Source organism: Nocardioides palaemonis (assembly GCF_018275325.1).
GTDB classification, from domain to species: domain Bacteria; phylum Actinomycetota; class Actinomycetes; order Propionibacteriales; family Nocardioidaceae; genus Nocardioides; species Nocardioides palaemonis.
The window spans coordinates 1,550,950-1,574,441 of sequence record NZ_JAGVQR010000001.1 but is presented as its reverse complement, the minus strand read 5'-3'; the positions used below and the strand labels follow the sequence as shown (position 1 = coordinate 1,574,441).

Annotated in this window: 23 protein-coding genes and 1 pseudogene; all 24 read right to left on the bottom strand. The window is 73.6% G+C overall.

Features of this window, described 5'->3' with window-relative positions; genetic code table 11:
• Nucleotides 1-130: 130 nt before the first annotated feature.
• The 24 genes and pseudogenes from KDN32_RS07695 to KDN32_RS07580 all read right to left on the bottom strand — a co-directional run bounded on the left by KDN32_RS07695 (nucleotide 131) and on the right by KDN32_RS07580 (nucleotide 23,455).
• Nucleotides 131-1,096 carry a DUF2332 domain-containing protein gene (locus KDN32_RS07695; protein ID WP_211731435.1) on the bottom strand — a complete coding sequence of 322 codons (966 nt, stop codon included), beginning with the start codon at nucleotides 1,094-1,096 and terminating at the stop codon, nucleotides 131-133.
• A 131-nt stretch (nucleotides 1,097-1,227) separates the two neighbouring features.
• Nucleotides 1,228-1,752, bottom strand: coding sequence for a DUF6886 family protein (locus KDN32_RS07690; protein WP_211731434.1), 525 nt, complete (start codon nucleotides 1,750-1,752; stop codon nucleotides 1,228-1,230).
• 52 nt (nucleotides 1,753-1,804) lie between these two features.
• Nucleotides 1,805-2,530 (bottom strand): GNAT family N-acetyltransferase, encoded by a 726-nt coding sequence (locus KDN32_RS07685; protein ID WP_211731433.1) that lies wholly within the window; start codon nucleotides 2,528-2,530, stop codon nucleotides 1,805-1,807.
• Complete coding sequence (locus tag KDN32_RS07680; protein ID WP_211732427.1) at nucleotides 2,517-3,455, bottom strand: RluA family pseudouridine synthase; 939 nt, start codon at nucleotides 3,453-3,455, stop codon at nucleotides 2,517-2,519. The genes KDN32_RS07685 and KDN32_RS07680 overlap by 14 nt, the downstream gene beginning before the upstream one ends.
• Nucleotides 3,456-3,463: 8 nt before the next feature.
• Nucleotides 3,464-4,039 (bottom strand): signal peptidase II, encoded by a 576-nt coding sequence (gene lspA, locus KDN32_RS07675; protein ID WP_211731432.1) that lies wholly within the window; start codon nucleotides 4,037-4,039, stop codon nucleotides 3,464-3,466.
• The gene (locus KDN32_RS07670) at nucleotides 4,012-4,962 is read right to left on the bottom strand and encodes a TraR/DksA family transcriptional regulator (protein ID WP_211731431.1); all 951 of its coding nucleotides are present in this window, start codon (nucleotides 4,960-4,962) and stop codon (nucleotides 4,012-4,014) included. Before KDN32_RS07670 ends, lspA begins: the two co-directional genes overlap by 28 nt.
• A gap of 157 nt (nucleotides 4,963-5,119) precedes the next feature.
• Complete coding sequence (locus tag KDN32_RS07665; RefSeq protein ID WP_211731430.1) at nucleotides 5,120-5,869, bottom strand: DivIVA domain-containing protein; 750 nt, start codon at nucleotides 5,867-5,869, stop codon at nucleotides 5,120-5,122.
• Between the two features lie 129 nt (nucleotides 5,870-5,998).
• Nucleotides 5,999-6,295 (bottom strand): YggT family protein, encoded by a 297-nt coding sequence (locus KDN32_RS07660; RefSeq protein ID WP_211731429.1) that lies wholly within the window; start codon nucleotides 6,293-6,295, stop codon nucleotides 5,999-6,001.
• 14 nt (nucleotides 6,296-6,309) lie between these two features.
• Complete coding sequence (locus KDN32_RS07655) at nucleotides 6,310-6,795, bottom strand: cell division protein SepF (RefSeq protein ID WP_211731428.1); 486 nt, start codon at nucleotides 6,793-6,795, stop codon at nucleotides 6,310-6,312.
• Nucleotides 6,796-6,856: 61 nt separating this feature from the next.
• Nucleotides 6,857-7,558 (bottom strand): YggS family pyridoxal phosphate-dependent enzyme, encoded by a 702-nt coding sequence (locus tag KDN32_RS07650; RefSeq protein ID WP_211731427.1) that lies wholly within the window; start codon nucleotides 7,556-7,558, stop codon nucleotides 6,857-6,859.
• The gene (locus KDN32_RS07645; RefSeq protein ID WP_307853829.1) at nucleotides 7,555-8,250 is read right to left on the bottom strand and encodes a purine nucleoside phosphorylase YfiH/LACC1 family protein; all 696 of its coding nucleotides are present in this window, start codon (nucleotides 8,248-8,250) and stop codon (nucleotides 7,555-7,557) included. The genes KDN32_RS07650 and KDN32_RS07645 overlap by 4 nt, the downstream gene beginning before the upstream one ends.
• Before the next feature lie 293 nt (nucleotides 8,251-8,543).
• Nucleotides 8,544-9,488 (bottom strand): annotated as a pseudogene (gene ftsZ, locus KDN32_RS07640) (cell division protein FtsZ); the annotation flags it as partial.
• Between the two features lie 219 nt (nucleotides 9,489-9,707).
• A complete protein-coding gene (locus KDN32_RS07635; protein ID WP_211731425.1) occupies nucleotides 9,708-10,445 on the bottom strand; it encodes a cell division protein FtsQ/DivIB in 738 nt (245 codons plus the stop codon).
• Complete coding sequence (gene murC / locus KDN32_RS07630; protein ID WP_211731424.1) at nucleotides 10,446-11,867, bottom strand: UDP-N-acetylmuramate--L-alanine ligase; 1,422 nt, start codon at nucleotides 11,865-11,867, stop codon at nucleotides 10,446-10,448.
• Nucleotides 11,864-12,949, bottom strand: a complete 1,086-nt coding sequence (gene murG / locus KDN32_RS07625) for an undecaprenyldiphospho-muramoylpentapeptide beta-N-acetylglucosaminyltransferase (RefSeq protein WP_211731423.1) — start codon at nucleotides 12,947-12,949, stop codon at nucleotides 11,864-11,866. The genes murC and murG overlap by 4 nt, the downstream gene beginning before the upstream one ends.
• A gap of 10 nt (nucleotides 12,950-12,959) precedes the next feature.
• Nucleotides 12,960-14,240 (bottom strand): putative lipid II flippase FtsW, encoded by a 1,281-nt coding sequence (gene ftsW, locus KDN32_RS07620; protein WP_211731422.1) that lies wholly within the window; start codon nucleotides 14,238-14,240, stop codon nucleotides 12,960-12,962.
• 110 nt (nucleotides 14,241-14,350) lie between these two features.
• On the bottom strand, nucleotides 14,351-15,841 hold the full coding sequence (murD, locus tag KDN32_RS07615) for a UDP-N-acetylmuramoyl-L-alanine--D-glutamate ligase (protein WP_211731421.1): 1,491 nt from the start codon (nucleotides 15,839-15,841) through the stop codon (nucleotides 14,351-14,353).
• Nucleotides 15,834-16,946, bottom strand: coding sequence for a phospho-N-acetylmuramoyl-pentapeptide-transferase (gene mraY / locus KDN32_RS07610; RefSeq protein ID WP_211731420.1), 1,113 nt, complete (start codon nucleotides 16,944-16,946; stop codon nucleotides 15,834-15,836). The genes murD and mraY overlap by 8 nt, the downstream gene beginning before the upstream one ends.
• A complete protein-coding gene (locus tag KDN32_RS07605) occupies nucleotides 16,943-18,325 on the bottom strand; it encodes a UDP-N-acetylmuramoyl-tripeptide--D-alanyl-D-alanine ligase (RefSeq protein ID WP_211731419.1) in 1,383 nt (460 codons plus the stop codon). The genes mraY and KDN32_RS07605 overlap by 4 nt, the downstream gene beginning before the upstream one ends.
• Entirely contained in the window at nucleotides 18,322-19,875 is a 1,554-nt protein-coding gene (locus KDN32_RS07600) for a UDP-N-acetylmuramoyl-L-alanyl-D-glutamate--2,6-diaminopimelate ligase (protein ID WP_307853827.1), read from the bottom strand. The genes KDN32_RS07605 and KDN32_RS07600 overlap by 4 nt, the downstream gene beginning before the upstream one ends.
• Before the next feature lie 17 nt (nucleotides 19,876-19,892).
• Nucleotides 19,893-21,665: a peptidoglycan D,D-transpeptidase FtsI family protein gene (locus KDN32_RS07595; RefSeq protein WP_307853826.1), complete on the bottom strand. Its 1,773-nt coding sequence runs from the start codon at nucleotides 21,663-21,665 to the stop codon at nucleotides 19,893-19,895.
• Nucleotides 21,666-21,751: 86 nt separating this feature from the next.
• Nucleotides 21,752-22,300, bottom strand: coding sequence for a cell division protein FtsL (ftsL, locus tag KDN32_RS07590; RefSeq protein ID WP_211731418.1), 549 nt, complete (start codon nucleotides 22,298-22,300; stop codon nucleotides 21,752-21,754).
• Entirely contained in the window at nucleotides 22,297-23,289 is a 993-nt protein-coding gene (rsmH, locus tag KDN32_RS07585; RefSeq protein WP_211731417.1) for a 16S rRNA (cytosine(1402)-N(4))-methyltransferase RsmH, read from the bottom strand. Before rsmH ends, ftsL begins: the two co-directional genes overlap by 4 nt.
• A 4-nt stretch (nucleotides 23,290-23,293) precedes the next feature.
• Entirely contained in the window at nucleotides 23,294-23,455 is a 162-nt protein-coding gene (locus KDN32_RS07580; RefSeq protein ID WP_211731416.1) for a hypothetical protein, read from the bottom strand.
• Nucleotides 23,456-23,492: the final 37 nt, after the last annotated feature.

The window sequence follows — 23,492 nt, the reverse complement described above, 5'->3', positions numbered from 1 at the left end:
GACGGTGTCACGAGGACAGGAGGCTGACGAGTCAGCAGCACCGCACCGGGAGCCCGGCGAGGCACTCAGAGGGGAAGGACGCCAGCCTACGTCAGTCTGCCGGGCCCCACCGACAGGGCACGCCGGGACCTCAGCCGACCCACGCGAGGGAGTGCCCGTGACCGTGGCTCCACGCGAGCGGCACGCCGTCGAGCGCCGTCACGAAGCGCCCGGTGGGCACCGCGCGGCCCCCGGTGACCCCCGGCAGCACCCGCGGACCCTCGTTGCTCACCCACCGGCAGCGGCCCTCGGCCACCAGCCCGGTCATCAGGTCGTGGAAGCGCCGGCGGTCGGGCTCCTCGAGGTAGGCGATCACGGCCGAGTGGAACACCACGGGCGTCCCGTGGGGTGCGGCCTCGTCCAGCAGGCCGGGGAGGTGGTCGAACAGGTCGCCGCGGCGCAGCCGCGGGGGCTCGCGCCGGGCGACGTCGATCGCGGCGCGCAGCCGCTCGCGGCGTACGTCCTGCTCGGGCCACACCAGGTTCTCCAGCCACGCCATGGCGTCGGGGTCCGTGACGTCGAGCGGGTTGAGGTCGACGCCGCCGCGCCACGCCACCTCCGGGTGCCGCTGCGGGACCGGCACCGGCCCGGTGGCGCTGGCGGTGAGCAGCGGCCCGCCGCTCCCCCGCAGCGAACCGACCGGCGCCCAGTCGTAGTCGTAGCGGTCCGGGAACTGGCAGAGCCCGGCGCTGGCGCCGACCTCGACCAGCGCCAGCGGGCCCTCCACCAGCGCCAGCACCGGGGTGAGGGTCGCGAGGCGGCCGACCTCGTTGGTCTGGGTGGCGCGGCCCATCACCGTGCTGCGGACCTCGGCCTCCTGCTCCACGAGCACGCGGCGCAGCCCGGCGTACGGGCCCGGCGCGGGCGCACCGTGCCAGCGCGCGGCGGCGAAGACGAGGTTGGGCTGCCGCTTCACCGGCGGCAGCGTGCCCAGCCAGGCCAGCACCTCCGCGTCCTCGACCACACCGAGCGCCCACTCCTCGAAGCACGGCGAGTCGCCGGCCGCGTAGGTGGCGAAGTCCCGGTACTCCTCGCTCACGTCGTCGTGCAGCAGCATGCGGCCATCGTGCCGGACCGGGCCGTCGTGTCGTTCAGCGATCCCCGGCTGACCGGGGATCGCTGAACATGTCAGGCCGTGCACGGGCCGACAAGTTCAGCGAGAGCCTGACAACTCGCGGCACCTCGAGGTCAGCGGCGGGTCGCGAACGGTCCGGCCGGGCCGATGCGCGCGTTGCCCATCCGGATCCCGGAGAACTCCCGGCCTGCCGCGCGGACCTGCGCGAAGTAGGGCTCGAGCTCGGGCAGCACGCGCAGGTCGATGCCGTGCGCCTCGTGCAGCGCCACGAGGTCGCCGACCTCGACCGGTGGTCCGAGCGGCTCGACCGGGACGGTGGCGACCCACGCGTGCGGCCGCTCGCCGAACGGCCGGAAGGTCGAGGCGTCGAAGCGATAGGCCCACAGGCGGGTCACGCGCACGGTCGCCAGCCACGCCTCCTCGACCGCGTGCACCCGGTCCTCGGCGCGTCCGTCGACCTGGACCCACGAGCACACCCGCGGGCACTGGCGGGGGAACCAGTAGCAGGGGCTGTTGAGCGCGTCGACGGCCCAGACGTACGACTCCGGCTGCTGCGCGGTCGCGGCGACGTGCGGCTCGAACACCGCGATCGACGGGTCCTCGCTGAAGTGGAGGACCTCCCCCGGGCTCGGCAGCATCGCACCATCGTGCCCCAGGGCGAACGGCGGACGGTGGAGCGCCTGGCCGGACCTAGCGGTCCACGGCTCCACCGTCGCCACGGGCGACCTCGAGCGAGGCGCCGATGATCACGTCGACGATCCGGGCGACCCGCTCCTCCCCGAGCTCGGGGACCACCGCGGCGACCCGGCGGGCGATCTCGGCCTCCCGGGCCGGGTCACGCTCGGCCGTCGGCTTCACCGACTGCACGGCGCGGGTCAGCGCCGTACGCCGCGCGAGCACGTCGCCTAGGACCAGGTCGGCCTCGTCGATCAGGCCGCGCAGGAACGTCACCGCGTCGGCTCCGGGCCAGGCCACCCGCACGTCGGGTGACCGCTCCTCGTTGCCGCTGCCGTCGGTGCGCTCGAGCTCGATGCAGCCGCGGCGGAGGTAGAAGGCGCGGGCCGGCCGGTTGGACTCGAAGACCCAGAGGCAGAAGCCGTCAGGGCGCTGGCCGGTGACCACGTCGAACAGCGCGGAGCCCACGCCGCTGCCCTGCCACGCCGGGGAGACGTAGAGGTCGTCGAGCCACGTCGAGGTGAAGCGGGCGTAGCCCACGACGCTGCCGCCGGCCAGGGCGACCCAGACGTCGTGGTCCGACAGGTCCCACCCGGCGACCCAGGCGCGCACCTCCTCGTCGGTGTGCACGCCCGGGGGCATCGCGGGGACCGCGGCGGCGCGGGCCGCGAGGTGGACGGTCGCCACCTGCTCGAGGTCACCGACGCCCGCTGGGCGCAGGGTCAGGTCAGGCGCCGTCACGGACGACCTCGAGGGCGTGGGCGAGGTCGTCGGGGTAGGTGGACTCGTAGGTGACGTACTCCCCCGACTCCGGGTGCTCGAACCCGAGGCGCATCGCGTGCAGCCACTGGCGCTCCAGCCCGACCCGCTTGGCGAGCACCGGGTCGGCGCCGTAGGTGAGGTCGCCCACGCAGGGATGCTTGAGCGCGCTCATGTGGACGCGGATCTGGTGGGTGCGACCGGTCTCGAGGTGGATCTCGAGCAGGCTGGCGAACCGGTGGGCCTCGAGCGTCTCGTAGTGGGTGACGCTGTGCCGGCCGTCGGCCATCACCGCGAACTTGTAGTCGTGGTGCGGGTGACGGCCGATCGGCGCGTCGACGGTGCCGGCCAGCGGGTCCGGGTGGCCCTGCACGAGGGCGTGGTAGGTCTTGTCGACCGTGCGGTGGCGGAAGGCGTTCTTCAGCACGGAGTACGCGTGCTCCGACTTGCAGATCACCATCACGCCGCTGGTGCCGACGTCGAGGCGCTGCACGATGCCCTGCCGCTCACTGGCGCCGCTGGTGGAGATGCGGAACCCGGCGCCCGCGAGGTGCCCCACCACGGTCGGGCCGGTCCAGCCGGGCGAGGGGTGCACCGCGACGCCGACGGGCTTGTCGATGACCACGATCGCGTCGTCGTCGTGGATGATCCGGATGCCCTCGACGATCTCGGGCACCACCTCGAGGGGGTCGGCCTCGACCGGGATGGTCACGTCCAGCATCGCACCGGCGTCGACGCGGTCGCTCTTGCCCACCGCGGCGCCGTCGACCTGCACGAGGCCGGCGGTGATCAGGTCCGCCGCGCGGGTCCGGGAGAAGCCGAACATCCGCGCCATGGCGGCGTCCACCCGCTCGCCGGCGAGACCGTCGGGCACGAACACCGTGCGCTGGTCGGCGTGGCCCCCCATCGCCGCAGTCACCCGTCCTGCTCGTCGGGGTGCGAGCGCTCGGCATCGCGGGTGCCGTCCAGCGCGATCCCGCGGAAGGTCTGCAGGATGATCAGGCCGGCGGCGACGTTGATGCACACGTCGGCGATGTTGAAGACCGGCCAGTTCGGCAGCATCAGGAAGTCGACGACGTGTCCGTGCAGGGGCTCGGGGTCGCGCACCAGGCGGTCGGTCAGGTTGCCGCCGACACCACCGAGCAGCAGACCCAGGGCCAACGCCCACCCGGTGCTGGCGAGCCGGCGGCTCAGCCACAGCACCACGACGACGGCCACGATGGCCAGGCAGGTGAAGACGATGGTGAAGTCGGTGCCGGTGCTGAACGCCGCACCGGGGTTGAAGGTCAGGTGCAGGGTGAACCAGTCGCCGAGGAGCGGCACGTCGCCGTCGGCGAGCGCCGCGAGCGCCCACTGCTTGGTGCCGAGGTCCAGCGCGTAGGCCAGGACGGCAACGGCGACGAACACGAGCCGGGCGCCGGAGCGGCGACCGGACGGCCCCTGGTCGGTCTGGTCGCTGGGGTTCAGCGACGCTCCTCGCGCTGCTTGCATGACATGCACAGTGTGGCATGCGGCACCGCCATCAACCGATTCTTGCCGATCGGGTTGCCGCACGACTCGCACACCCCGTAGGTGCCGTCGTCGATGCGGGTCAGCGCGCGCTCGAGCTGGACCAGCATCTCGCGCTCCTTGGCGAGGACGGTGAGCTCGTGGTCGCGCTCGAAGCTGGACGCGCCGACGTCCGCCTGGTCGTGACCGGCGCCGTCGCCGGCGTCACGCATCAGCCCGGCGAGCTCGGCCTCCGCCTGCTCCACCGACGTCGTGAGCCGCTCGTGGTGCTCACGCAGCTCGGTCACCACCTCGTCGAGCTCGGCACGGGTCCAGGCCGACTCCTGCTCGAGCACGACGAGGGAGGACGGGGTGGCCTTGCTGGTCGCGGTCTTCTTCACCGGGGCCTTCTTCACAGGAGTCGGGGCCGCCTTCCGGGCGGCGGCCTTCGTGGGAGCAGTCTTCTGCGCCGCGGTCTTCTTCGCAGGGGTTTTCCGAGCAGCGGTCTTCTTCGCGGGCGCCTTCGTCGCCGGCGCCGTCTTCTTCGCGGGCGCCTTCTCGGCTGCGGGCTTCTTCGCCGGTGCCTTCTTGGTGGGCGCCTTGGTGGCTGCGGCCTTCTTCGCCGGGGCCTTCTTGGTGGGCGCCTTCGTGGCTGCGGCCTTCTTGGCGGGCGCCTTCGTGGCGGGAGCCGTGGTGGCGGGAGCCTTCTTCGCGGGCGCGGCCTTCGTGGCAGGCGCCTTCTTCGCCGGGGCCTTCTTCGCCGGGGCCTTCTTCGCGGGCGCCTTCTTCGCGGGCGCCTTCTTCGCGGGCGCCTTCTTCGCTGCGGCCTTCGTGTCCGTCGCGCTCGAGGAGCCGCGGCGCCCAATCACGCGCTTCGCGGCGGCCGCGGCGCTCCCGGCCAGGGACTTGCGCGTCGTGCCAGCCATCCGAGGGCCTCCCGCGGTGCGTCGGGTGTGGTGGGCACCACACGTGGCACGGAGGTTAGCCGCTCCCCCGGGGTCGCCCAAGACCGGCTCGCCGGAAATGCAGCTCGGCCCACCCCCGCGGGGGTGGGCCGAGCCGGAGCGTCGTGCGGGAGGAGGGTCAGCCCTCGTCGTCGCCGAGGACCGAGCGGAGCCGCTTGGGCGCGCTGCCCGTGTCGACGGGCGCCTGGCTCTCGGAGCCGTTGGACAGCGACTCGAGCTGCTGGGTGAAGTAGGTCTTCAGGCGCGAGCGGTACTCGCGCTCGAAGGCCCGCAGCGTCTCGACGTCGCTGTTGAGCTTGTCGCGCTCCTTCTCCAGGTCGCCGAACATCTGCTGGCGGCGCTCGGCGGTCTCGGAGTCGAGCATCTGCGAACGCTGGCGCGCGTCGGCCTCCATGCGGTCGGCCTTGGTCTTCGACTCGGCCTCGAGACGCTCGGCCTTGGTGCGGGCGGCACCGACGATGCGGTCGGCCTCGTTCTTCGCGTCCTCGACGAGCTCGTCGGCGTTGCGCGTGGCGATCTCGAGCAGGCGGGCCGCGGCGTTGGACGCGTCGGCGACGGTCTCGACCCGCATCGTCTGCACCGGGGCGGCCACGGGGGCCGGCGCGGCAACGGGCTCCGGCTCGGGCTCGGGCTCCGGCTCGGGCTCCGGGGCCGCGGCGGGCGCGAACGAGGCGGGGGCGGCGGGCGCCGGGGCGCCGGACTGGGCCGCCGAGAGCTTGGACCGGAGGTCGTCGTTCTCCTTGGTGAGCCGGGCGAGCTCGGCCTCGACCTCGTCGAGGAACTGGTCCACCTCGCCCATGTCGTAGCCCTCGCGGAGACGGACAGGCGTAAAGCGCTTGTTGCTCACGTCCTCAGGCGTCAGCGGCATGACCTCACCCAAACTTTCACTCTTCGAATTCATGGTGGCTCTGCTGTCAGGAGACAATAGCGCCCGGACTCGTGCGGGGCACAGTGACCCTTGTGACTGGTGGTTCCGACGCGGCCGTCGACCCCACCGTCAGTTCAGCTGGAAGACCGTGCGGACCACGGAGAGCAGCAACCAGGCCGCGACCATCACCAGCAGGAAGCTGAGGTCGAGGGCCACCTGCCCGATCCGCAGGGGCGGGACGACCCGGCGCAGCGCGACGATCGGCGGGTCCGTGGCCGAGTAGACGCCCTCGAGCGCCACCAGCAGCGGACCGCGCGGCTCCCAGCGACGCGCGAACACCTGCACCCAGTCGACGATGAACCTGATCCAGAGCAGGCCGATGAAGACGAGCAGGATGGTCGCGAGGAGCTGGCCGATGATCTGCACGGGATAAGGATGCCTCAGCTCTGGTTGAAGAACCCGTCCTCGGCCATCCGCTGCTTGTCCTCCGCCGAGATCGCCACGTTGGGCGGCGAGAGCAGGAAGACCTTGTTGGTGACGCGCTCGATGGAGCCGCGGGTCGCGAAGATCAGCCCGGCGGCGAAGTCGACGAGGCGCTTGGCGTCGTTGTCGTCCATCTCGCTGAGGTTCATGATCACCGGGGTGCCGTCGCGGTAGTTCTCCCCGACCAGTCGCGCCTCGTTGTAGTTGCGGGGGTGCAGGGTGGTGATGCGGCTCAACTCGGCCACGACTCCTGTCTGGACCGACGCCGGACGACGGCGCTCGGCGAGGTCGGACACGGGGGCAGGGCGACGGTCGCGGGCGACCGGTCGCTCGTCAACGGGCTCGTGGGTCGACGTCTCGGACTCACCGTCGTAGTCGTCGTAGTGGCCGGTGTCCTCGAGCAGGCCGAGGTACTCGCCGATCTTGCGCATCGCGCCGCTCATGAGACTGATCCTCCGCTAGACGAGGTGCCCGATCCGGGGCACCTGTTGACATTTGTGGACATTACTGGACCGCGGGCCTCGCACCGAGGACCGCGGAGCCGACACGCACGTGTGTCGCACCGCACCCGATCGCCGCCTCGAGGTCGCCGCTCATGCCGGCGGACAGCACGGTGGCGTCAGGGTGGTCGTCGACGAACCCGGCGCGCACCTCGGCGAGGCGGGCGAACGCCGTCGCAGGGTCCTCGCCGAGAGGCGCGACGGCCATCAGGCCGCGCAGGCGGAGCATGCCGGCCTCCTCCACCCGCGCCGCCAGGGCGGCGAGGTCGGCGGGGTCGGCGCCGGAGCGGTGGTCCGCGCCCGGCGGGTCGAGGCTGACCTGGAGCAGCACGTCGACGTCGTGTCCCCGGCCGTGGGCGCCGCGCGAGAGCGGGCCGACCAGCTTGGCCCGGTCGACGGACTCCACGACGTCGGCGTACGCCGCCACGGCCGCGGCCTTGTTGGACTGCAGGCCCCCGATGAAGTGCCAGCGCAGGCCGAGGTCGGCACACTCCGCCGCCTTGGCCTCCGCCTCCTGGTGGCGGTTCTCCCCCACGTCGGTCACGCCGAGGTCGGCCAGGATGCGCACATCGGTGGCGGGGAAGAACTTGGTGACCACGACGAGGGAGACCTCGCCCTCGTCGCGTCCGGCGTCGGCACACGCGGTGGCGATCCGACGGCGCACCGTGTCGAGGTTGGCGGCGAGCTCGTCGGCGCGGGCGCTCATCGGTGGCTCCAGATGACGCCGGCGAAGCGGGTCGCGGCGGCGCCGTCGCGGCGGTGGGACGGCCAGTCGGCGTCCTCGCGGGTGCACACGTCGACCTCGCGCACGTCGGTGATGCTCGCCGCGGCGAGCTGGGCGCGCACGCCGGCCCCCAGGTCGAGGGACGGCGTGCCCCACGACGTGGTGGCCCGGGCGTCAGGCACGAGGGCCGCCACCTCCTCCTGGAGGTCGGCGGGCACCTCGTAGCAGGCGCCGCACACGTGGGGGCCGATCCACGCGACCGACGGGTCGGCGCCCTCGGCCCGCATCCGGACGACCGCCGCCGGCACGACGCCGGCCGCCAGGCCGGGCCGCCCGGAGTGGACTGCGGCGATCCAGCCGGTCGCGGGGTCGGCGAGCAGCACCGGTACGCAGTCGGCCGCCCGGGCCAGCAGCGCGACCTCCTGCTGGTCGGTCACCATCGCGTCGCACGCGACCGGGCCGCCGTCGCGCTGGAGGTCGACGACGTCCACGTCGGCGCCGTGCACCTGGTGCATCAGCACCGGCGCCGCGCCCGTGGCGGCCGCGACCTGCGCGAGGGCCTCGGCACGCACCCCGGCCTCGGCGGCGTCGCCGAGGCTGAGGGAGACGTCGGTGAAGGCGACCTCGATCACGAGGTCGCCTTCGATCCGGTCGCGGTGGTGGAGCAGCGTCACTTCAGGAAGTCGGGCACGTCGAGGTCGTCGTCGTCGAACTGCACCTGGCGCGCCGGGCGCGAGGGTGCCTGCTGCGCCGGCTGCGGGGCGGGCTGGCTCGGCTGGGCCGGACGGGCGGGCGCCTGCGGAGCAGCCTGGCCGGACGGCGCGAACGTCGGGGCCGGGCGCTCGCCGGACTCGGTGCGGGTCGTCGCGGGCCTGGCGAGCTGCTGGGCGGCCGCCCGGGTCTCCTCCTGCGTCTGCGCCGGTGCGTTCTGGCGCAGCACGTTGCCGTCCTGGCGCCGCTTGGGCATGCCGCCGTCGAAGCCGGCCGCGATGACGGTCACGCGGACCTCGTCGCCGAGGGCGTCGTCGATGGTGGCGCCGAAGATGATGTTGGCCTCGGCGTGCGCGGCCTGCGACACCAGCGCGGCCGCCTCGTTGATCTCGAAGAGACCGAGGTCGGAGCCGCCGGCGATGGACAGGAGCACGCCGTGCGCGCCCTCGATGCTGGCCTCGAGCAGCGGGCTGGAGACCGCCATCTCGGCCGCCGCGACGGCGCGGTCCTCACCGCGCGCGGAGCCGATGCCCATGAGCGCGGAGCCGGCGTTGGCCATGACCGACTTCACGTCCGCGAAGTCGAGGTTGATCAGGCCCGGGGTGGTGATCAGGTCGGTGATGCCGGAGACACCCTGCAGCAGCACCTGGTCGGCCTGCTTGAACGCGTCGAGGATCGACACGTTGCGGTCGGTGATCGAGAGCAGCCGGTCGTTCGGGATGACGATGAGGGTGTCGACCTCCTCGCGGAGCTGGCTGATCCCCTCCTCGGCGGAGTTGGCGCGGCGCCGGCCCTCGAAGGCGAACGGCCGGGTCACGACGCCGATGGTCAGCGCGCCCAGCGAGCGGGCGATGCGGGCCACGACGGGCGCGCCGCCGGTGCCGGTGCCGCCGCCCTCGCCGGCGGTGACGAAGACCATGTCGGCGCCCTTGAGCACCTCCTCGATCTCGTCGGCGTGGTCCTCCGCCGCCTTGGCACCCACCTCGGGGTTGGCGCCGGCGCCGAGGCCGCGGGTGAGCTCGCGGCCGATGTCGAGCTTGACGTCGGCGTCGCTCATGAGGAGTGCCTGGGCGTCGGTGTTGATCGCGATGAACTCGACGCCCTTGAGGCCGACCTCGATCATCCGGTTGACGGCGTTGACGCCGCCGCCGCCGATGCCCACGACCTTGATGATCGCCAGGTAGTTCTGCGCTGCTGCCACGGGTCCGGGGCCTTCCTTGAGAGGTGCTGGTGCTGGGAGTTCGTCGGGCGAGGTCGACCTCGGGCGTGTCACGGAACCCTAACCGTGAGCCTGAGGGTTATAGTTATGTCAACCTCGTCATGCGGAAGACAGTAGGCAGCGCGCGTCCCGATTCGTCGGCAGACACGCCCGGTGGCGACGACCCGACGAACTTTTCTCGCGAGTCGTGGCGCGCGCGACTCAGCGCACGGTCGGGTTGCCGGGCACGCTCACGTCGTAGGTGCCCGCCTTCGGCGCGGCGCCGAGCAGCTGGTCGACCACCTCGGCCTTGAGCTCCGACTCCTCCGCGCTCCCCCACATCACCTCGCGCCCGTCGCGCAGGACCAGGGTGATCTGGTCCACGGTCGCGACCTCGACGTGGTCGACGCGCGCCGTCAGGTCGTCGGGCAGGGCAGCGACGACCGTGGCGGCCTCCTTCAGCGCGTCGGTCCCCGCCTCGGCGCCGGGCCTGATGCGGGGCAGGTCGGCCGGCGGGGTGTCGTAGTCGCGGAAGACGATGCCGTCCGGGTCGAGCCCGCGCAGCCGTCCGGCGAGCTCGACGACCGCGACGGCGGTGCGCTCCTCCACCTCGATGCGGACCGTGTGCGGCCAGGACCGGGTGACGTCGACGGACCGGACCTCCGCGAGCGCGCCGACCCGCGCGTCGGTGCGCGACAGGTCGACGAGCGCGAGCTGCTCGCCGAGCGGCACGCCGGCGACCTCCCGCACCCGGCCGTCGCTCAGCAGCTGGTTGCCGACGACCTCGACCCGGGTGACCTGGAGGCGGGCGGAGAAGAAGACCAGCCACACGGAGGTCGAGACCAGCGCCACCAGCGCCACCGCGACGAGGACGTAGCGCAGGGACAGCCAGCGCCGGGCCCACTGGCGACGGGCGAACCGGCGGCGGGTGCGCTGGGCGGAGCGGTCCTCCGGCTCCACTCACGCACCTCCGCGGGCGACCAGCAGGTCGAGGACCTGCGGGCCGACGGTGGTGACGTCGCCGGCGCCGAGGGTGATGACGAGGTCGCCCGGACGTGCCCGGTCGGCCAGGGCGCGAGCCGCGTCGCCGAGGTCGTCGACGAAGGCCACCTGCTCCTGCGGCAGCGGCACCGCGTCGGCGACGAGGCGACCGGTGACGGACGGGTCCGGCTCCTCACGGGCGACGTAGACGTCGAGCACGACGACCTCGTCGGCGGCACCGAGCTCCACCCCCATCGCCGGTCCGAAGATCCGCGTGCGGGAGACGAGGTGCGGCTGGAACGCGGCGACGACCCGCCCCGCCCCCGCGAGCGCGCGGGCCGCCTCGAGGTCGCCGCGGATCTCGACGGGGTGGTGGGCGTAGGAGTCGTAGACGCGGATCCCGGCGGCCTCGCCCTTGAGCTCCATCCGGCGCCCGGTGCCGGTGAACGACCCGAGACCGGCGGCGAGGTCGTCGAAGGTGCACCCGAGGCGCAGGCCCATGGCGAGCGCGGCGACGGCGTCGAGGACGTAGTGGCGTCCGGGGATGGCCAGGCGCAGCGTGCCGAGGTCGTGACCGCCGCGGGACACGCGGCAGGTCGACGAGGCGCCGTCGAGCACGACGTCGTGGATGCGGAGGTCGGCCTCGGGGGACTCGCCGACCGTGACGACCTCGAGGCCCCGCTCGCGGGCGTGCCGGGCGAGGTCGGCCGCGCCGGGGTCGTCGACGACGCAGACGAGGAAGCCGTCGCGGTCGATCGTGCCCGCGAAGTCCTCGAAGGCGCGGTGGTAGGCCTCCTCGGTGCCCCAGTTGTCGAGGTGGTCGGCCTCGACGTTGGTCACGACGGCGGCGTGCGGGCGGTAGACGAGGAACGCACCGTCGCTCTCGTCGGCCTCGGCGACGAACAGGTCGTCGGCCCCGGCGTCGGCGTTGCGACCGGTGGCGGTCAGCACGCCACCGACCGCGTAGGACGGGTCGAGCCCGGCGGCGAGCAGGGCGGAGGTCAGCAGGCCGGTGGTCGTGGTCTTGCCGTGGGTGCCGGCGACCGCGAGCACCCGGGAGCCGGCCATCACCGCGGCGAGACCGGCCGAGCGCGGCAGGACCCGCAGCCCGCGCCGGCGCGCCTCGAGCACCTCGGGGTTGTCCTCGCGGGCCGCCGTCGTCACCACGAGGGTGTCGGCGTCGGCGACGTGGGCGGCGTCGTAGCCGAGGTGGCAGGTGACGCCGAGCTCGCGCAGCGCCGGCAGGAACGGGGTGTCGTGGTCGTCGCTGCCGCTGACCGGCACGCCCTGGGCGGCCATGATCCGGGCGATCGCCGAGATCCCCGCGCCACCGATGCCGACGCAGTGGACGCGACCGAGCTCCGCGGCCGGCAGGATCTCCTCGGGCACCGGGATCCTCACGCGGCGGCCCCCGTGCGCGCGGCGTCCAGGACCAGCCGGGCGAGCCTGTCGTCGGCGTCCAGCGGGATCACGCCGCGGGCCGCGGCGCCCATGGCGTCGAGGCGCGCGCGGTCGGTGACCAGCGGCGGGACGGAGGCGGCGACCCACTCGGGCGTGAGCGCGCCGTCGGCGACGAGCAGCCCTCCCCCGGCGTCGACGACCGGCCGGGCGTTGAGCGCCTGCTCGCCGTTGCCGATCGGGAGCGGGACGTAGACGGCCGGGAGCCCGACGCCCGACACCTCGGTCACGGTGTTGCTGCCGGCACGGCAGAGCACGGCGTCGGCGGCGGCGTAGGCGAGGTCCATCCGGTCGACGTAGCCGAGCACGACGTAGGGCACCTCTCCCGACGGCACGGTCAGCTCGTGCTTCGGGCCCACGACGTGGAGGACCTGGACGCCCGCCGCGGCGAGCGCCTCGGCGGCCCCGGACACGGCGGCGTTGATGCGGGCGGCGCCCTGGGAGCCTCCGGTCACCAGCAGCACCGGCAGGTCGGGGCGCAGCCCGAACGTCGCGAGCGCCTCGTCGCGCAGCGCGGCGCGGTCCAGGGTCGAGACCATCCGCCGCACCGGCAGCCCCGTGAACGTGCCGTGGCGCAGGTCGGTGTCGGGGAAGCTGGTCGCGACGTGGCGGGTCATCCGGGCGCCGAGCCGGTTGGCGACCCCGGGCAGCGTGTTGCCCTCGTGGACCACGATCGGCACCCCGCGCCGGCGGGCGGCGAGGTAGGCCGGCACGGAGACGTAGCCGCCGAACCCGACGACGACGTCGGGGCGGACCCGGTCGAGCACCTCGAGCGCTGCGGCGCGGGCGGCCCGCAGGCGTCCCGGGACCCGCAGCAGGTCGGCGCCGGGCTTGCGCGGCAGCGGCACGCGGGGCACGACCTCGAGCGGCAGGCCGGCCTCGGGGACCAGCCGCGCCTCGAGGCCCTCGCGGGTGCCGAGGCAGGTGATCTCGGTCGCCGGGTCGAGCCGGCGCAGGGCGTCGGCGGTGGCGAGCAGGGGCGAGGTGTGGCCGGCGGAACCGCCGCCGGCGAGGAGGACGCGCATCGGGCCAAATCTACCGAGCGGCCAGCCCGGCCGAGCGGTCGCGTCGACGAGCGGCGAGCGCGGCCGCCGCGGCGGGCTCGCGGCGGGCGAACCCGATCACCAGGCCGAGCGCCACCAGCGAGGGCAGCAGGGCCGATCCGCCGTAGGACACGATCGGCAGCGGGATGCCGATCACGGGCAGGACGGCGAGCACCATGCCGACGTTGATCATCATCTGGCCGATGAGCCACACCACGATCCCGAAGGTGGCGTAGCGGACGAACGGGTCCTCGGTGTTCATGGCGACCCGGATGGCGGCGTAGGCGATGGTGAAGAACAGCAGGACGACCAGCAGCGTGCCGACCAGCCCGAGCTCCTCGCCGAGGACCGCGAAGATGAAGTCGGTGTGGGCCTCGGGCAGGTCGCCCCACTTCTGCTGCGACCCGCCGATGCCGTGGCCGAACCAGCCGCCGCTGGAGAGGGCGTAGAGACCGTGGGCGGGCTGCCACCCCGCGTCGGTGTAGTCCTTGAACGGGTCGGTGAAGTTGGTGATCCGCTTGAGGCGCTCGGCGTTGGTGGCCGCGAGCGCCAGCGCGCCGGCGCCGAGCACCGACAGGCTGAGACCGAACAGCCGCAGCGGCGCCCCGACCACCCAGAGCATCCCGAGCAGGATCGCGACGAGGACCAGCGCCGTGCCCAGGTCGCGCCCGACGAGCACCAGGCCGATGACGGCGAACAACCCCGGCACGACGGGGACCAGCAGGTGGTGGAGCTCGCCGAGGCGGCGCTCCTTGTGGGCGTAGATGTTGGCGGCCCACAGCACGATCGCGAGCTTGGCGACCTCGGCCGGCTGCATGGTGAACGGTCCGACCGCCAGCCAGTTCTGGTTGCCGTTGACGCTGACGCCGAAGCGCGCGACCAGGGCGAGCAGCACGAGGGCCAGCAGGAAGCCCGGGTAGGCCAGGCGGCGGACGTGCCGGACCGGCATGCGTGAGGCGACCCACGCGCAGGGCAGGCCCGTCGCCACCCACATCAGCTGGCGCTTCACCACGGCGTAGGAGTCGTCGTAGGCGATGTAGGAACGGACGCTCGAGGCGCTGAGGACCATGATCAGGCCGATGGTCAGCAGCAGCCCGGAGGCTCCGAGCAGCAGGTAGTAGGACGCCAGCGGCTTGTCGACCGCCTCGCGCCCGGAGCGGACCGTGCGGACCACCGCGTCGCGCACGGCGTTCCAGGCGGCCGTGGCGCGGGAGCCGAACGGCGCCCGGACCTTCGGGCCGCCCTCGACGTCCTCGGGGTTCGCGGTCGTCATGGTGCGCTCCCCTCGGTGGCGGTCCGGTGGCGGTCCGGTGGCGGTCCGGTGGCGGTCCGGTGGCGGTCCGGTGGCGGTCCGGTGGCGGTCCGGTGGCGGTCCGGTGGCGGTCAGTCGGTGCGGTCGATCAGGCGGTGCACGGCCGCGGCGAACGCGTCGCCGCGGGCGCCGTAGTCGGTGAACATGTCCATGGACGCGCATCCCGGCGCCAGCAGCACGGTGTCGCCCGGTCCGGCGAGACCTGCGGCCGCCTCCACGACGCGCTCCATCGGAGCCCCAGTCTCGTCGTCGCCCACATCGATGACCGGCACATCGGGCGCGTGTCGCGAAAGTGCGTCGGCGATCACCTGGCGGTCGCGCCCGAGCAGCACCACGCCGCGCAGCCGGTCGCGGACCGCGGCCACGAGGTCGTCGAAGCGGGCGCCCTTGGCGAGCCCGCCGGCGACCCACACCACCCGGTCGAAGGCCGACAGCGAGGACCGCGCCGCGTGGGGGTTGGTCGCCTTGGAGTCGTCGACCCAGGTGACGCCGCCGGCCTCGGCGACGTGGGCGATCCGGTGGCCGTCGGGGCGGAACGCGCGCAGCCCGTCGCGCACGGCCTGCTGGCTGACGCCGTGGGCGCGCGCGAGCGCGGCGGCCGCCAGCGCGTTGGCGACGAAGTGCGGCGCCTGCGAGGCGAGGTCGTCGAGCGTGCACAGCTCGGCCGCGCTGGTGGCCCGCTCCTCGATGAAGGCGCGGTCGACGAGGAGGTCCTCGACCACGCCGAGGTTGCCGGGCGACGGCGTGCCGAGGGTGAACCCGATCGCGCGGGCGCCCTCGACCACGTCGGCCCCGACCACCATCTCCTCGGTCGCGGGCTCGGCCAGGTTGTAGACGCACGCCCGCTGCACGCGCTCGTAGATCCGGGCCTTGTCGGCGGCGTACCGCTCCATCCCGGTCCTGGTGCCCGTCGGCCCGTCGGGCTCGTCGTCGTACCAGTCGAGGTGGTCCTCGGCGATGTTGAGCACGACCGCGGCCTCGGCCGACATCGAGCTCGTGTAGTGCAGCTGGAAGCTGGAGAGCTCGACCGCCAGCACGTCCCACGGCTCGGGGTCCATGACGGCCTCGACGATGGGCAGCCCGACGTTGCCGACGGCGGTGGCGCGCAGGCCCGCTGCCAGGAGGATCGACTGGAGCATCTGGACGGTCGTCGTCTTGCCGTTGGTGCCGGTGACCGCGAGCCAGGGCGCCGGGTGCTCGGGGTCGCGCAGCCGCCAGGCCAGCTCGACCTCCCCCCACACGGGGATCCCGCGCTCGGCGGCCTGGGCCAGCAGCGGCGCCGTCGGCCTCCAGCCCGGCGAGGTCACGACGAGATCGACGTCGTCGGGCAGCACCGCGGTCGCGCCCGGCTCGAGCCGGACGGTCGCGCCGAGGGTCTCGAGCAGGCGGGCCTTCTCCGCCTTCTCCTCGGTGCTGGCCTCGTCGAGCGCCGTGACGTCCGCGCCGAGGAAGAGCAGGTTGTCCGCGGCCGCGAAGCCCGAGACGCCGAAGCCGGCGACGACCACGCGGACCCCGGACCAGTCGCTGGTGCGGCCCAGGTCGGAGACGTCGTGATCAGCCAATTCCGGCAACCCACTCGGCGTAGAAGATCCCGAGGCCGGTGGCGACCATCAGGCCGGTGATGATCCAGAACCGGATCACGATGGTGACCTGCTCCCAGCCGAGCATCTCGAAGTGGTGGTGCAGCGGGGTCATGCGGAACACGCGGTGCCCGGCCTGGATCCGGAACACCGATCGCACCAGCCCGCTCGCACGGCTCAGCTTGAAGACGGAGACCTGGATCATCACCGAGAGCGTGATGCTCACAAAGAGCCCGCCGATGATCAGCAGGAGGAGCTCGGTGCGGGTCATGATCGCGAACCCGGCCATCGCGCCGCCCAGGGCCAGCGAGCCCGTGTCGCCCATGATGATCTGCGCCGGGGAGGCGTTCCACCACAGGAAGCCGAAGCAGGCGCCGGTGATCGCGGCGGCCACGACCGCCAGGTCCAGCGGGTCGCGGACCTCGTAGCACTTCGGGCCGGCCTCGAGCGCGCAGGACTGGCTGTTCTGCCAGATGTTGACGAGCGTGTAGGCCGCGAAGACGAGGATCGAGGAACCGGCCGCGAGGCCGTCGAGGCCGTCGGCGAGGTTCACCGCGTTGCTGGTGCCGGTCACGATGAGCCAGATCAGCAGGATCGCCAGGATCGTCGGCAGCGCGAAGCGCTCGTGGTCGCGGATGAACGAGATGTGGTCGGACGCCGGTCGCCAGCCGCGCTCGTCCTCCAGTGCCGGCGACAGCGCGAGGAAGCCGAAGACGACGGCGACGAGCGTCTGCCCGATCATCTTCGCCCGGCTGCGCAGCCCGAGGTTGTGCTGGCGGCTGACCTTGAGGAAGTCGTCGAGGAAGCCGACCGCGCCGAGGCCCACGAGCAGGAAGAGGACCAGCAGCGCCGACGCCGTGGGCGCCTGGCCGGTGATCAGCTTCGCGGCGAGGTAGCCGACGACGGTGGCCAGCACGATGACCGCTCCGCCCATGGTCGGCGTGCCGCGCTTGGTGTGGTGCGTGGTCGGACCGTCGTCGCGGATCGGCTGGCCGAATCCCTGCCGGGTGAAGAACCGGATGGCGTAGCGGGTGCCGAGGAGCGAGATCAGCAGGGAGAGTCCTCCTCCGAACAGGATGGCCCTCATGTGGTGCTTCTCCCTTCCTGGAGGAGTACGTCGGCGATGACTTCGAGCGCCGCCCCCCGTGATGCCTTCACCAGGACGACATCAGCAGCCGAGACATTGTGCCGCAGCCAGTCGGTCGCGGCGTCACGCCCCACCGTGGGGATCACCACACCGGCGGTCGAGGCGGCCTCGAAGCCGGCCGCGACGGGGTCCGTGGCGGACCCGACGGTGACCAGCACGTCGACCCCGGCCGCGGCCGCGTAGGCCCCGAGGTCACGGTGCGCGTCGTGGGCCCCGGCCCCGAGCTCGAGCATCTCGCCGAGGACGGCGACCGTGCGCCGCCCCGAGCGGGAGCCGATCCCGACGAGCGTGTCGAGGGCGGCCCGCATCGACTCGGGGTTGGCGTTGTAGGAGTCGTTGACCACCACCAGGCCGTCGGCACGCTCGCCGACCTCCATCCGCCAGCGGCTGGCCGGCACCGCGTCGCACAGCGACTCCGCGACGGTGTCGAGGTCGAGACCGGCGGCGAGCGCCATGGCGGCGGCCGCGGCCGCGTTGCGCCACTGGAAGCTGCCGACCTGGGCGAGGTGGACGGTGGCGTAGGAGCCGCGGTGGCGCAGCTCGAACGACTGGCGGCCGAGGTCGTCGGTGGTCACCTCGCTGACCGCGACGTCGGCGTCGCCGGCGCCGAAGGTGGTGACCGCGGCGCGGGTGCGCGGGGCCATCGCCGCCACCAGCTCGTCGTCGGCGTTGAGGACGGCGGTGCCGTCGACGGGCAGCGCCTCGACGATCTCGCCCTTCGCGACCGCGATCGCCTCCCGGCTGCCGAACTCGCCGATGTGGGCCGTGCCGACGTTGAGCACGGCGGCCACGCGGGGCGGGGCGACCTCGCAGAGACGGGCGATGTGCCCGACGCCGCGCGCGCCCATCTCGACGACGAGGTAGCGGGTCTCCGGCGTGGCCCGCAGGACCGTCAGCGGGACCCCGAGCTCGTTGTTGAAGTTGCCCCGGGTCGCGACCGTCGGGCCGGACTCGCCGAGCACGTGCGCGAGGTAGTCCTTGGTGCCGGTCTTGCCCTGCGACCCGGTCATCGCGAGCACCACGGCGTCGGGGAGCCGGTCCAGCACGTGGCGCGCCAGCACGCCGAGCGCGGTGGTCACGTCGTCGACGACCACGGTCGGCAGGTCCGTCACGCGGCTGCCGAGGACCGCCACGGCGCCGGCCGCACCGGCCGCGGCGGCGAGGTCGTGGCCGTCGACCCGCTCGCCCGCGATCGCGACGAAGAGCCCGCCGGCCTCCGGCGTGCGGGTGTCGAGGAAGGCGCCGCCGGTCACGACGGCGTCACCGTGGGCGACTCCCCCGACGACCTCGGCGACCTCGGCGAGGGTCATCTCGATCATGCGGGGTCCCCGTCCGCGGCGGCCCGGATCTCCTCCGCGGCGACGACGCGGTCGTCGAAGGGGTGCTCCACGTCACCGACCTTCTGCCCGGTCTCGTGCCCCTTGCCCGCGACCAGCACCACGTCACCGGTGCGCGCGCGTCGCACGGCGTCCCGGATGGCAAGGCGCCGGTCGCCCTGCTCGACCACCTCGGCCGCGCCACCGGTGGTGCCCGCCAGCACCGCGGCGCGGATCGACGCGGGGTCCTCGGTGCGGGGGTTGTCGTCGGTGACGACCACGACGTCGGCGAGCCGCGCCGCGATCTCCCCCATCACCGGCCGCTTCTGCGTGTCGCGGTCGCCGCCGGCACCGACCACCACCAGCACCCGGCCGCCGGTCAGCGGTCGCAGGGTGTGCAGCACCGCCTCGAGGGCGTCGGGCTTGTGGGCGTAGTCCACGACGACGGTGTAGTCCTGTCCGGCGTCGACCTGCTCCAGCCGGCCCGGCACGCCACCCACCTGCGCGATGCCGTCGGCGACCGACCGGGGGTCGAGACCGGCGAGCGCAGCCGAGGCGATCGCGGCCAGCGCGTTGGAGACGTTGAACGCGCCGGGGATGCCGACCGCCGCCCGGAGCTCGACGTCCGGCCCGAGGACCGTGAAGGTCGCGCCGGAGGCGCTGAGCACGACGTCGACGGCGCGCCAGTCGGCGTCGGCCCCGCCCACGGAGTAGGTGGACATCGGGATCGTCGCGACGTCGAGGAGCCGCCGCCCGTGCTCGTCGTCGACGTTCGTCAGCCCGACCCGCGCCCGCTCGGGGGTGAAGAGGCTGGCCTTGGCGGCGAAGTAGTCGTCGAGGTCGGCGTGGAAGTCGAGGTGGTCGCGCCCGAGGTTGAGGAAGGTGGCGACGTCGAAGACGACGCCGTCGACGCGACCGCGCACGAGGGCGTGGCTCGACACCTCCATCGCGCAGGTGTCGACACCGCGCTCGCGCATCACCGCGAACAGTCCGTGCAGGTCGGGGGCCTCCGGCGTGGTGAGCTGGGTCTCGACGTCCTCCCCCGCGATCCGGGTGCCGACGGTGCCGATCACTGCCGACGCCACGCCGGCCGCGGTCAGGCCCTGCTCGAGGACCCGGGTCGTCGTGGTCTTGCCCTGGGTGCCGGTGACCCCGATGGTGCGCAGGCTGCGGGCCGGGTCGCCGTAGAGGTGGGCAGCGAGGCGTCCGAGCACCTGCCTCGGGTCGGCGACGACGATCGCGGGCGTGCCGGCCGGAAGCCGGTCGAGCCCGGCGGGGTCGGTGAGCACCGCCACCGCGCCGGCCGCGAGCGCCTGCGCGGCGAAGTCGGCGCCGTGGGCGCGCGCACCCGGCAGCGCCGCGTAGACGTCGCCGGGCTCGACGCGGGCGGTGCTGAGCGAGATGCCCGACACCACCACGTCGAGGTCGCCGTGGACCGTCACGTCGGTGCTCGCGGACAGCCAGTCGGCCAGGTCCGCGGCAGGGGTCGCCGGGGTCGTACGGGGCCGGGTCGCGCTGCCGCGGGCGCCGGGGTCGTGCACCTGCTGTTCCACCGACGGAGCGTATCGAGTCACCACTCGACCGGCAGACGCGACGGCGTGCCGCCGCTCGGCTCCACGCCGTAGCGCCCGAGGACGTAGCCCATGATCCGGGCGAACACCGGGCCGGTGATCGAGCCACCACCGCCGTCGACCTTCGGCGCGTGGACCACGACGTAGACGGTGAAGCGGGCGTCGTCGGCCGGCGCGAAGCCGCCGAACGACACCGTGTTGCTGCCGTCGTAGACCCCGTCGACCACGCGCTGGGCGGTGCCGGTCTTGCCGGCCACGAGGTAGCCCGGGACCTGCGCACCAAGGGCCACGCCGTCCTCGGGGTCGACGACCTTCTCCATCATCCTCGCCGTCGCGCGGGCCGCGCGACTGCTGACGACGCGGGTGCGGGTCGCGACGTCGGTGCCGACGGTGACGCCGTCGTCGGTGACGGCCGACCCGGTGATCAGGCTGGGCGAGACCCGGACGCCACCGTTGGCGATCGTGTTGACCGCCGCCGCCATCTGCGCGACGTTGACCGACAGCGACTGGCCGAAGGCGACACGGTCCTTGGTCTGCGACGTCATCGCCTCGCCGGCCGTCAGGATGCCGGGCGTCTCGCCGCGGACGCCGATGTCGGTCGTCTGCCCGAGCCCGAAGCGCTGGAGGTAGGACACGAGCTGGACCGGGGAGAAGGCGTCGGCGGCCAGGACGGTGCCGATGTTGGAGGACTTGGCGATGATCCCGGCCAGCGTGAGCCGGATCGTGCCGTGGTCGAACCAGTCGCCGATCGGCCGGTCCTGGCGCGACAGGATCCCGGGCACCTTGAACTTCTGCCGCGGGAAGGCCTTGTGGGCGTCGATGAGCGACGCGGCGGTGAGCACCTTCTCGACCGAGCCGGGCTCGTAGGGGTCGTTCAGGGCCCGGGACCCGAGGTCCTCCTCCCGCGACGCGGTCGGGTCGTTGGCGTCGAAGGTGGGGACGTCGGCCAGCGCCAGGATCTCGCCCGTGCGGGTGTCCAGGACGATCGCGGCGCCGCTCTCCGCGCGGTACTTCTGCACGGACTGCGCCAGGACCTTCTGGGTGAACCACTGCAGGTCGCGGTCGATCGTGGTGCGCAGCGGGGCGCCGTCCTGCGCGGGGGTGAGGGTGCTCTCGCGCAGCGGGATGCGGATGCCCTTGCCCGAGGTGGACTGCCAGGTGGCCTCGCCGTCGACGCCGGCCAGCTGCTTGTCGAAGGTGCGCTCGAAGCCGCCGAGCGGCTCGTCGGTGCCCATGTAGCCGAGCAGGTTGGCCGCCACCTCGCCGGCCGGGTAGTCGCGGATCGGGTCGTCCTCGAGGGAGATCCCCTCGAAGCCCGCCTCCTTCAGCTCGGCGAGCGTGTCGGTGGCCAGCGTGCTCGGCACCCGGCGGGCGACGTACTCGAACTGGCTCCCCTCCTTGCGGCCGCGCAGGGCGTTGAGCGCCTTGAAGTAGTCGATGGACAGCCGGTCGGAGAGGATCCGCGCGATCTCGGGGGCGTCGTCGGCGGTCAGGCTCGGGTCGGCGATCACCATCTCGCCCTGGATCGAGTCGGCCAGCGGGACGCCGTTGCGGTCGAGGATGTCGCCGCGCTCGGCCACGAGCGTGACCCGCGCCGCTCCCTCGGCGGCCGCCATCCGGGCGTACGAACCGGGGTCGACGCCCTGCAGCTGGACGAGCCGTGCCCCGAAGAACGAGAGCACCATCGCGATCAGGACGAAGCCGATCCGCAGTCGCAGCATCGGCGCGCCGCGCGAGGCGCCACGCCTGCCAGTGGCGCGGGTGCTGGGCACTGGTCCTCCTCTTCGTGGTCCGGCCGTCCGGCGGACCTGTCGGTCAATCTAGGGGTGGCGTGACGCCGTTCCGGGCGGCCGCGCCGTCAGCGGTTGCGCTTTGTGCCCTGCCCGGCGCGCTCGCGCGTCGTCGTCGCCACCTCGGGGGTCGCGGCCGGCGGCGGGACGGTCACGGTGGTGGCCGGCGGGGCGAGCACGGACGGCATCTGCGGGGCCGGCGGGAGCAGCTGCACCGCGTCCTCGCGGGTGGCCGGGGTGCGCACGCCGGTGGTCTTGCCGGTGCGCAGGTCGAGGAACACGGGGGCGGTCGGGATGACCATGCCCATCTGCTGCGCCTGGGTGGCGACCCGCTGCGGGTCGCGGAGGTCGTCGAGCTCCATGCGCAGCGTCTGCTCGCGCGCGGCGAGGGCGTCGGCCTGGTCCTCGAGGTTCGAGGCGGAGAACGACGCCTGCTGCATGGAGGTGTTGAAGAGGAGGAGCCCGACGATGCCGCCCACGAGGACCAGGCTGACCAGCGTCACGAACGGCACCCGCGGCGCGCGGGTGCGCACCCGCGGGACGACGGTGAGGCGGGCCCGGTCGACCGCCTCCTGGGCGATCCGGGTGAGGCGTGGCTGCAGGGCGGGGCTGCTCATCGGGCGACTCCAGGGGGAAGGTGGCGGGAGGCGGAGCGGGGTGCGGGCAGGACGCGCTCGACGGCGCGCAGGCGGACCGAGGCGGCCCGGGGGTTCTCGGCGATCTCGTGCTCGTCGGCCTGCTCGGCGCCACGGGTGACCAGGCGCAGCGCGGGCTCGGCGCCCTCCGGCACGAAGGGCAGGTCCGGGGGCACGTCGAGGCGGGTCGCGTCGGCGAAGGCCCGCTTGACCAGCCGGTCCTCCAGCGAGTGGTAGGACTCGACGACCACGCGCCCGCCGACGCCGATGACGTCGAGGGAGGCGGGGATCGCGCGGCGCAGGACGCCGAGCTCGTCGTTGACGGCCATCCGCAGCGCCTGGAAGGTGCGCTTGGCCGGGTGGCCCCCGGTGCGGCGGGCCGGCGCCGGGATCGTGGCGTAGAGCAGCTCGACGAGGTCGGCGCTGGTGGTGAAGGGCGTCGACGCCCGACGCCGCACGACCTCGCGGGCGATCCGGCTCGCGAACTTCTCCTCGCCGTACTCGCGCAGGACGCGGGTGAGCTCCTGGGCGGTGGCGGTGTTGAGCAGGTCGGCGGCGGTCGGGCCCGTCGTGGGGTCCATCCGCATGTCGAGGGGCGCGTCCTCGGCGTAGGCGAAGCCGCGCTCGCGGACGTCGAGCTGCATGGAGGAGACGCCGAGGTCGAAGAACACGGCGTCGACGTGCTCGAGGCCGAGGCCGGCGACGACGTCGGGCAGCTCGTCGTAGACGGCGTGGACGGCGGTGAAGCGCTCGCCGAAGGACGCGAGCCGCTCGCGCGACATCCGCAACGCCTCGGGGTCGCGGTCGATGCCGACGACGCGGGCCTCGGGGAGACGCTGGAGGACCGCCTCGCTGTGGCCGCCGAGGCCGAGCGTGCAGTCGACGTAGACCGAGCCGGGGCGCTCGAGCGCGGGCGCCAGCAGGGCGACGACCCGGTCGAGCAGCACCGGGGCGTGGCTGGGGGTGCTCACGACGTCAGCCCTGGAGTCCCAGACGGGTCAGCAGGAGGAGCCCGAGCGCCAGGGCGCTGGCGGTGGCGGCCGAGAAGGCGACGAGCACCGCGGCCTCGCGCGCCTGGTCGCGCACCCGCAGCGGCGGCGCCGCGCTGGTGCGCTCCCAGGGCTGGGTGCTGCTCATGGTCTCGACCCCACTCGGTGGTGCTGAAGGTGCTGGC

What these genes read in the sequence shown, in the direction of transcription:
- KDN32_RS07695 (WP_211731435.1), bottom strand. Translation starts at nt 1,096, where the DNA reads ATGCTGCTGCACGACGACGTGAGCGAGGAGTACCGGGACTTCGCCACC.
- KDN32_RS07690 (WP_211731434.1), bottom strand. Translation starts at nt 1,752, where the DNA reads ATGCTGCCGAGCCCGGGGGAGGTCCTCCACTTCAGCGAGGACCCGTCG.
- KDN32_RS07680 (WP_211732427.1), bottom strand. Translation starts at nt 3,455, where the DNA reads ATGGGGGGCCACGCCGACCAGCGCACGGTGTTCGTGCCCGACGGTCTC.
- lspA (WP_211731432.1), bottom strand. Translation starts at nt 4,039, where the DNA reads ATGCAAGCAGCGCGAGGAGCGTCGCTGAACCCCAGCGACCAGACCGAC.
- KDN32_RS07670 (WP_211731431.1), bottom strand. Translation starts at nt 4,962, where the DNA reads ATGGCTGGCACGACGCGCAAGTCCCTGGCCGGGAGCGCCGCGGCCGCC.
- KDN32_RS07665 (WP_211731430.1), bottom strand. Translation starts at nt 5,869, where the DNA reads ATGCCGCTGACGCCTGAGGACGTGAGCAACAAGCGCTTTACGCCTGTC.
- KDN32_RS07655 (WP_211731428.1), bottom strand. Translation starts at nt 6,795, where the DNA reads ATGAGCGGCGCGATGCGCAAGATCGGCGAGTACCTCGGCCTGCTCGAG.
- KDN32_RS07650 (WP_211731427.1), bottom strand. Translation starts at nt 7,558, where the DNA reads ATGAGCGCCCGCGCCGACGAGCTCGCCGCCAACCTCGACACGGTGCGC.
- murG (WP_211731423.1), bottom strand. Translation starts at nt 12,949, where the DNA reads ATGCGCGTCCTCCTCGCCGGCGGCGGTTCCGCCGGCCACACCTCGCCC.
- ftsW (WP_211731422.1), bottom strand. Translation starts at nt 14,240, where the DNA reads ATGACGACCGCGAACCCCGAGGACGTCGAGGGCGGCCCGAAGGTCCGG.
- mraY (WP_211731420.1), bottom strand. Translation starts at nt 16,946, where the DNA reads ATGAGGGCCATCCTGTTCGGAGGAGGACTCTCCCTGCTGATCTCGCTC.
- KDN32_RS07605 (WP_211731419.1), bottom strand. Translation starts at nt 18,325, where the DNA reads ATGATCGAGATGACCCTCGCCGAGGTCGCCGAGGTCGTCGGGGGAGTC.
- ftsL (WP_211731418.1), bottom strand. Translation starts at nt 22,300, where the DNA reads ATGAGCAGCCCCGCCCTGCAGCCACGCCTCACCCGGATCGCCCAGGAG.
- KDN32_RS07580 (WP_211731416.1), bottom strand. Translation starts at nt 23,455, where the DNA reads ATGAGCAGCACCCAGCCCTGGGAGCGCACCAGCGCGGCGCCGCCGCTG.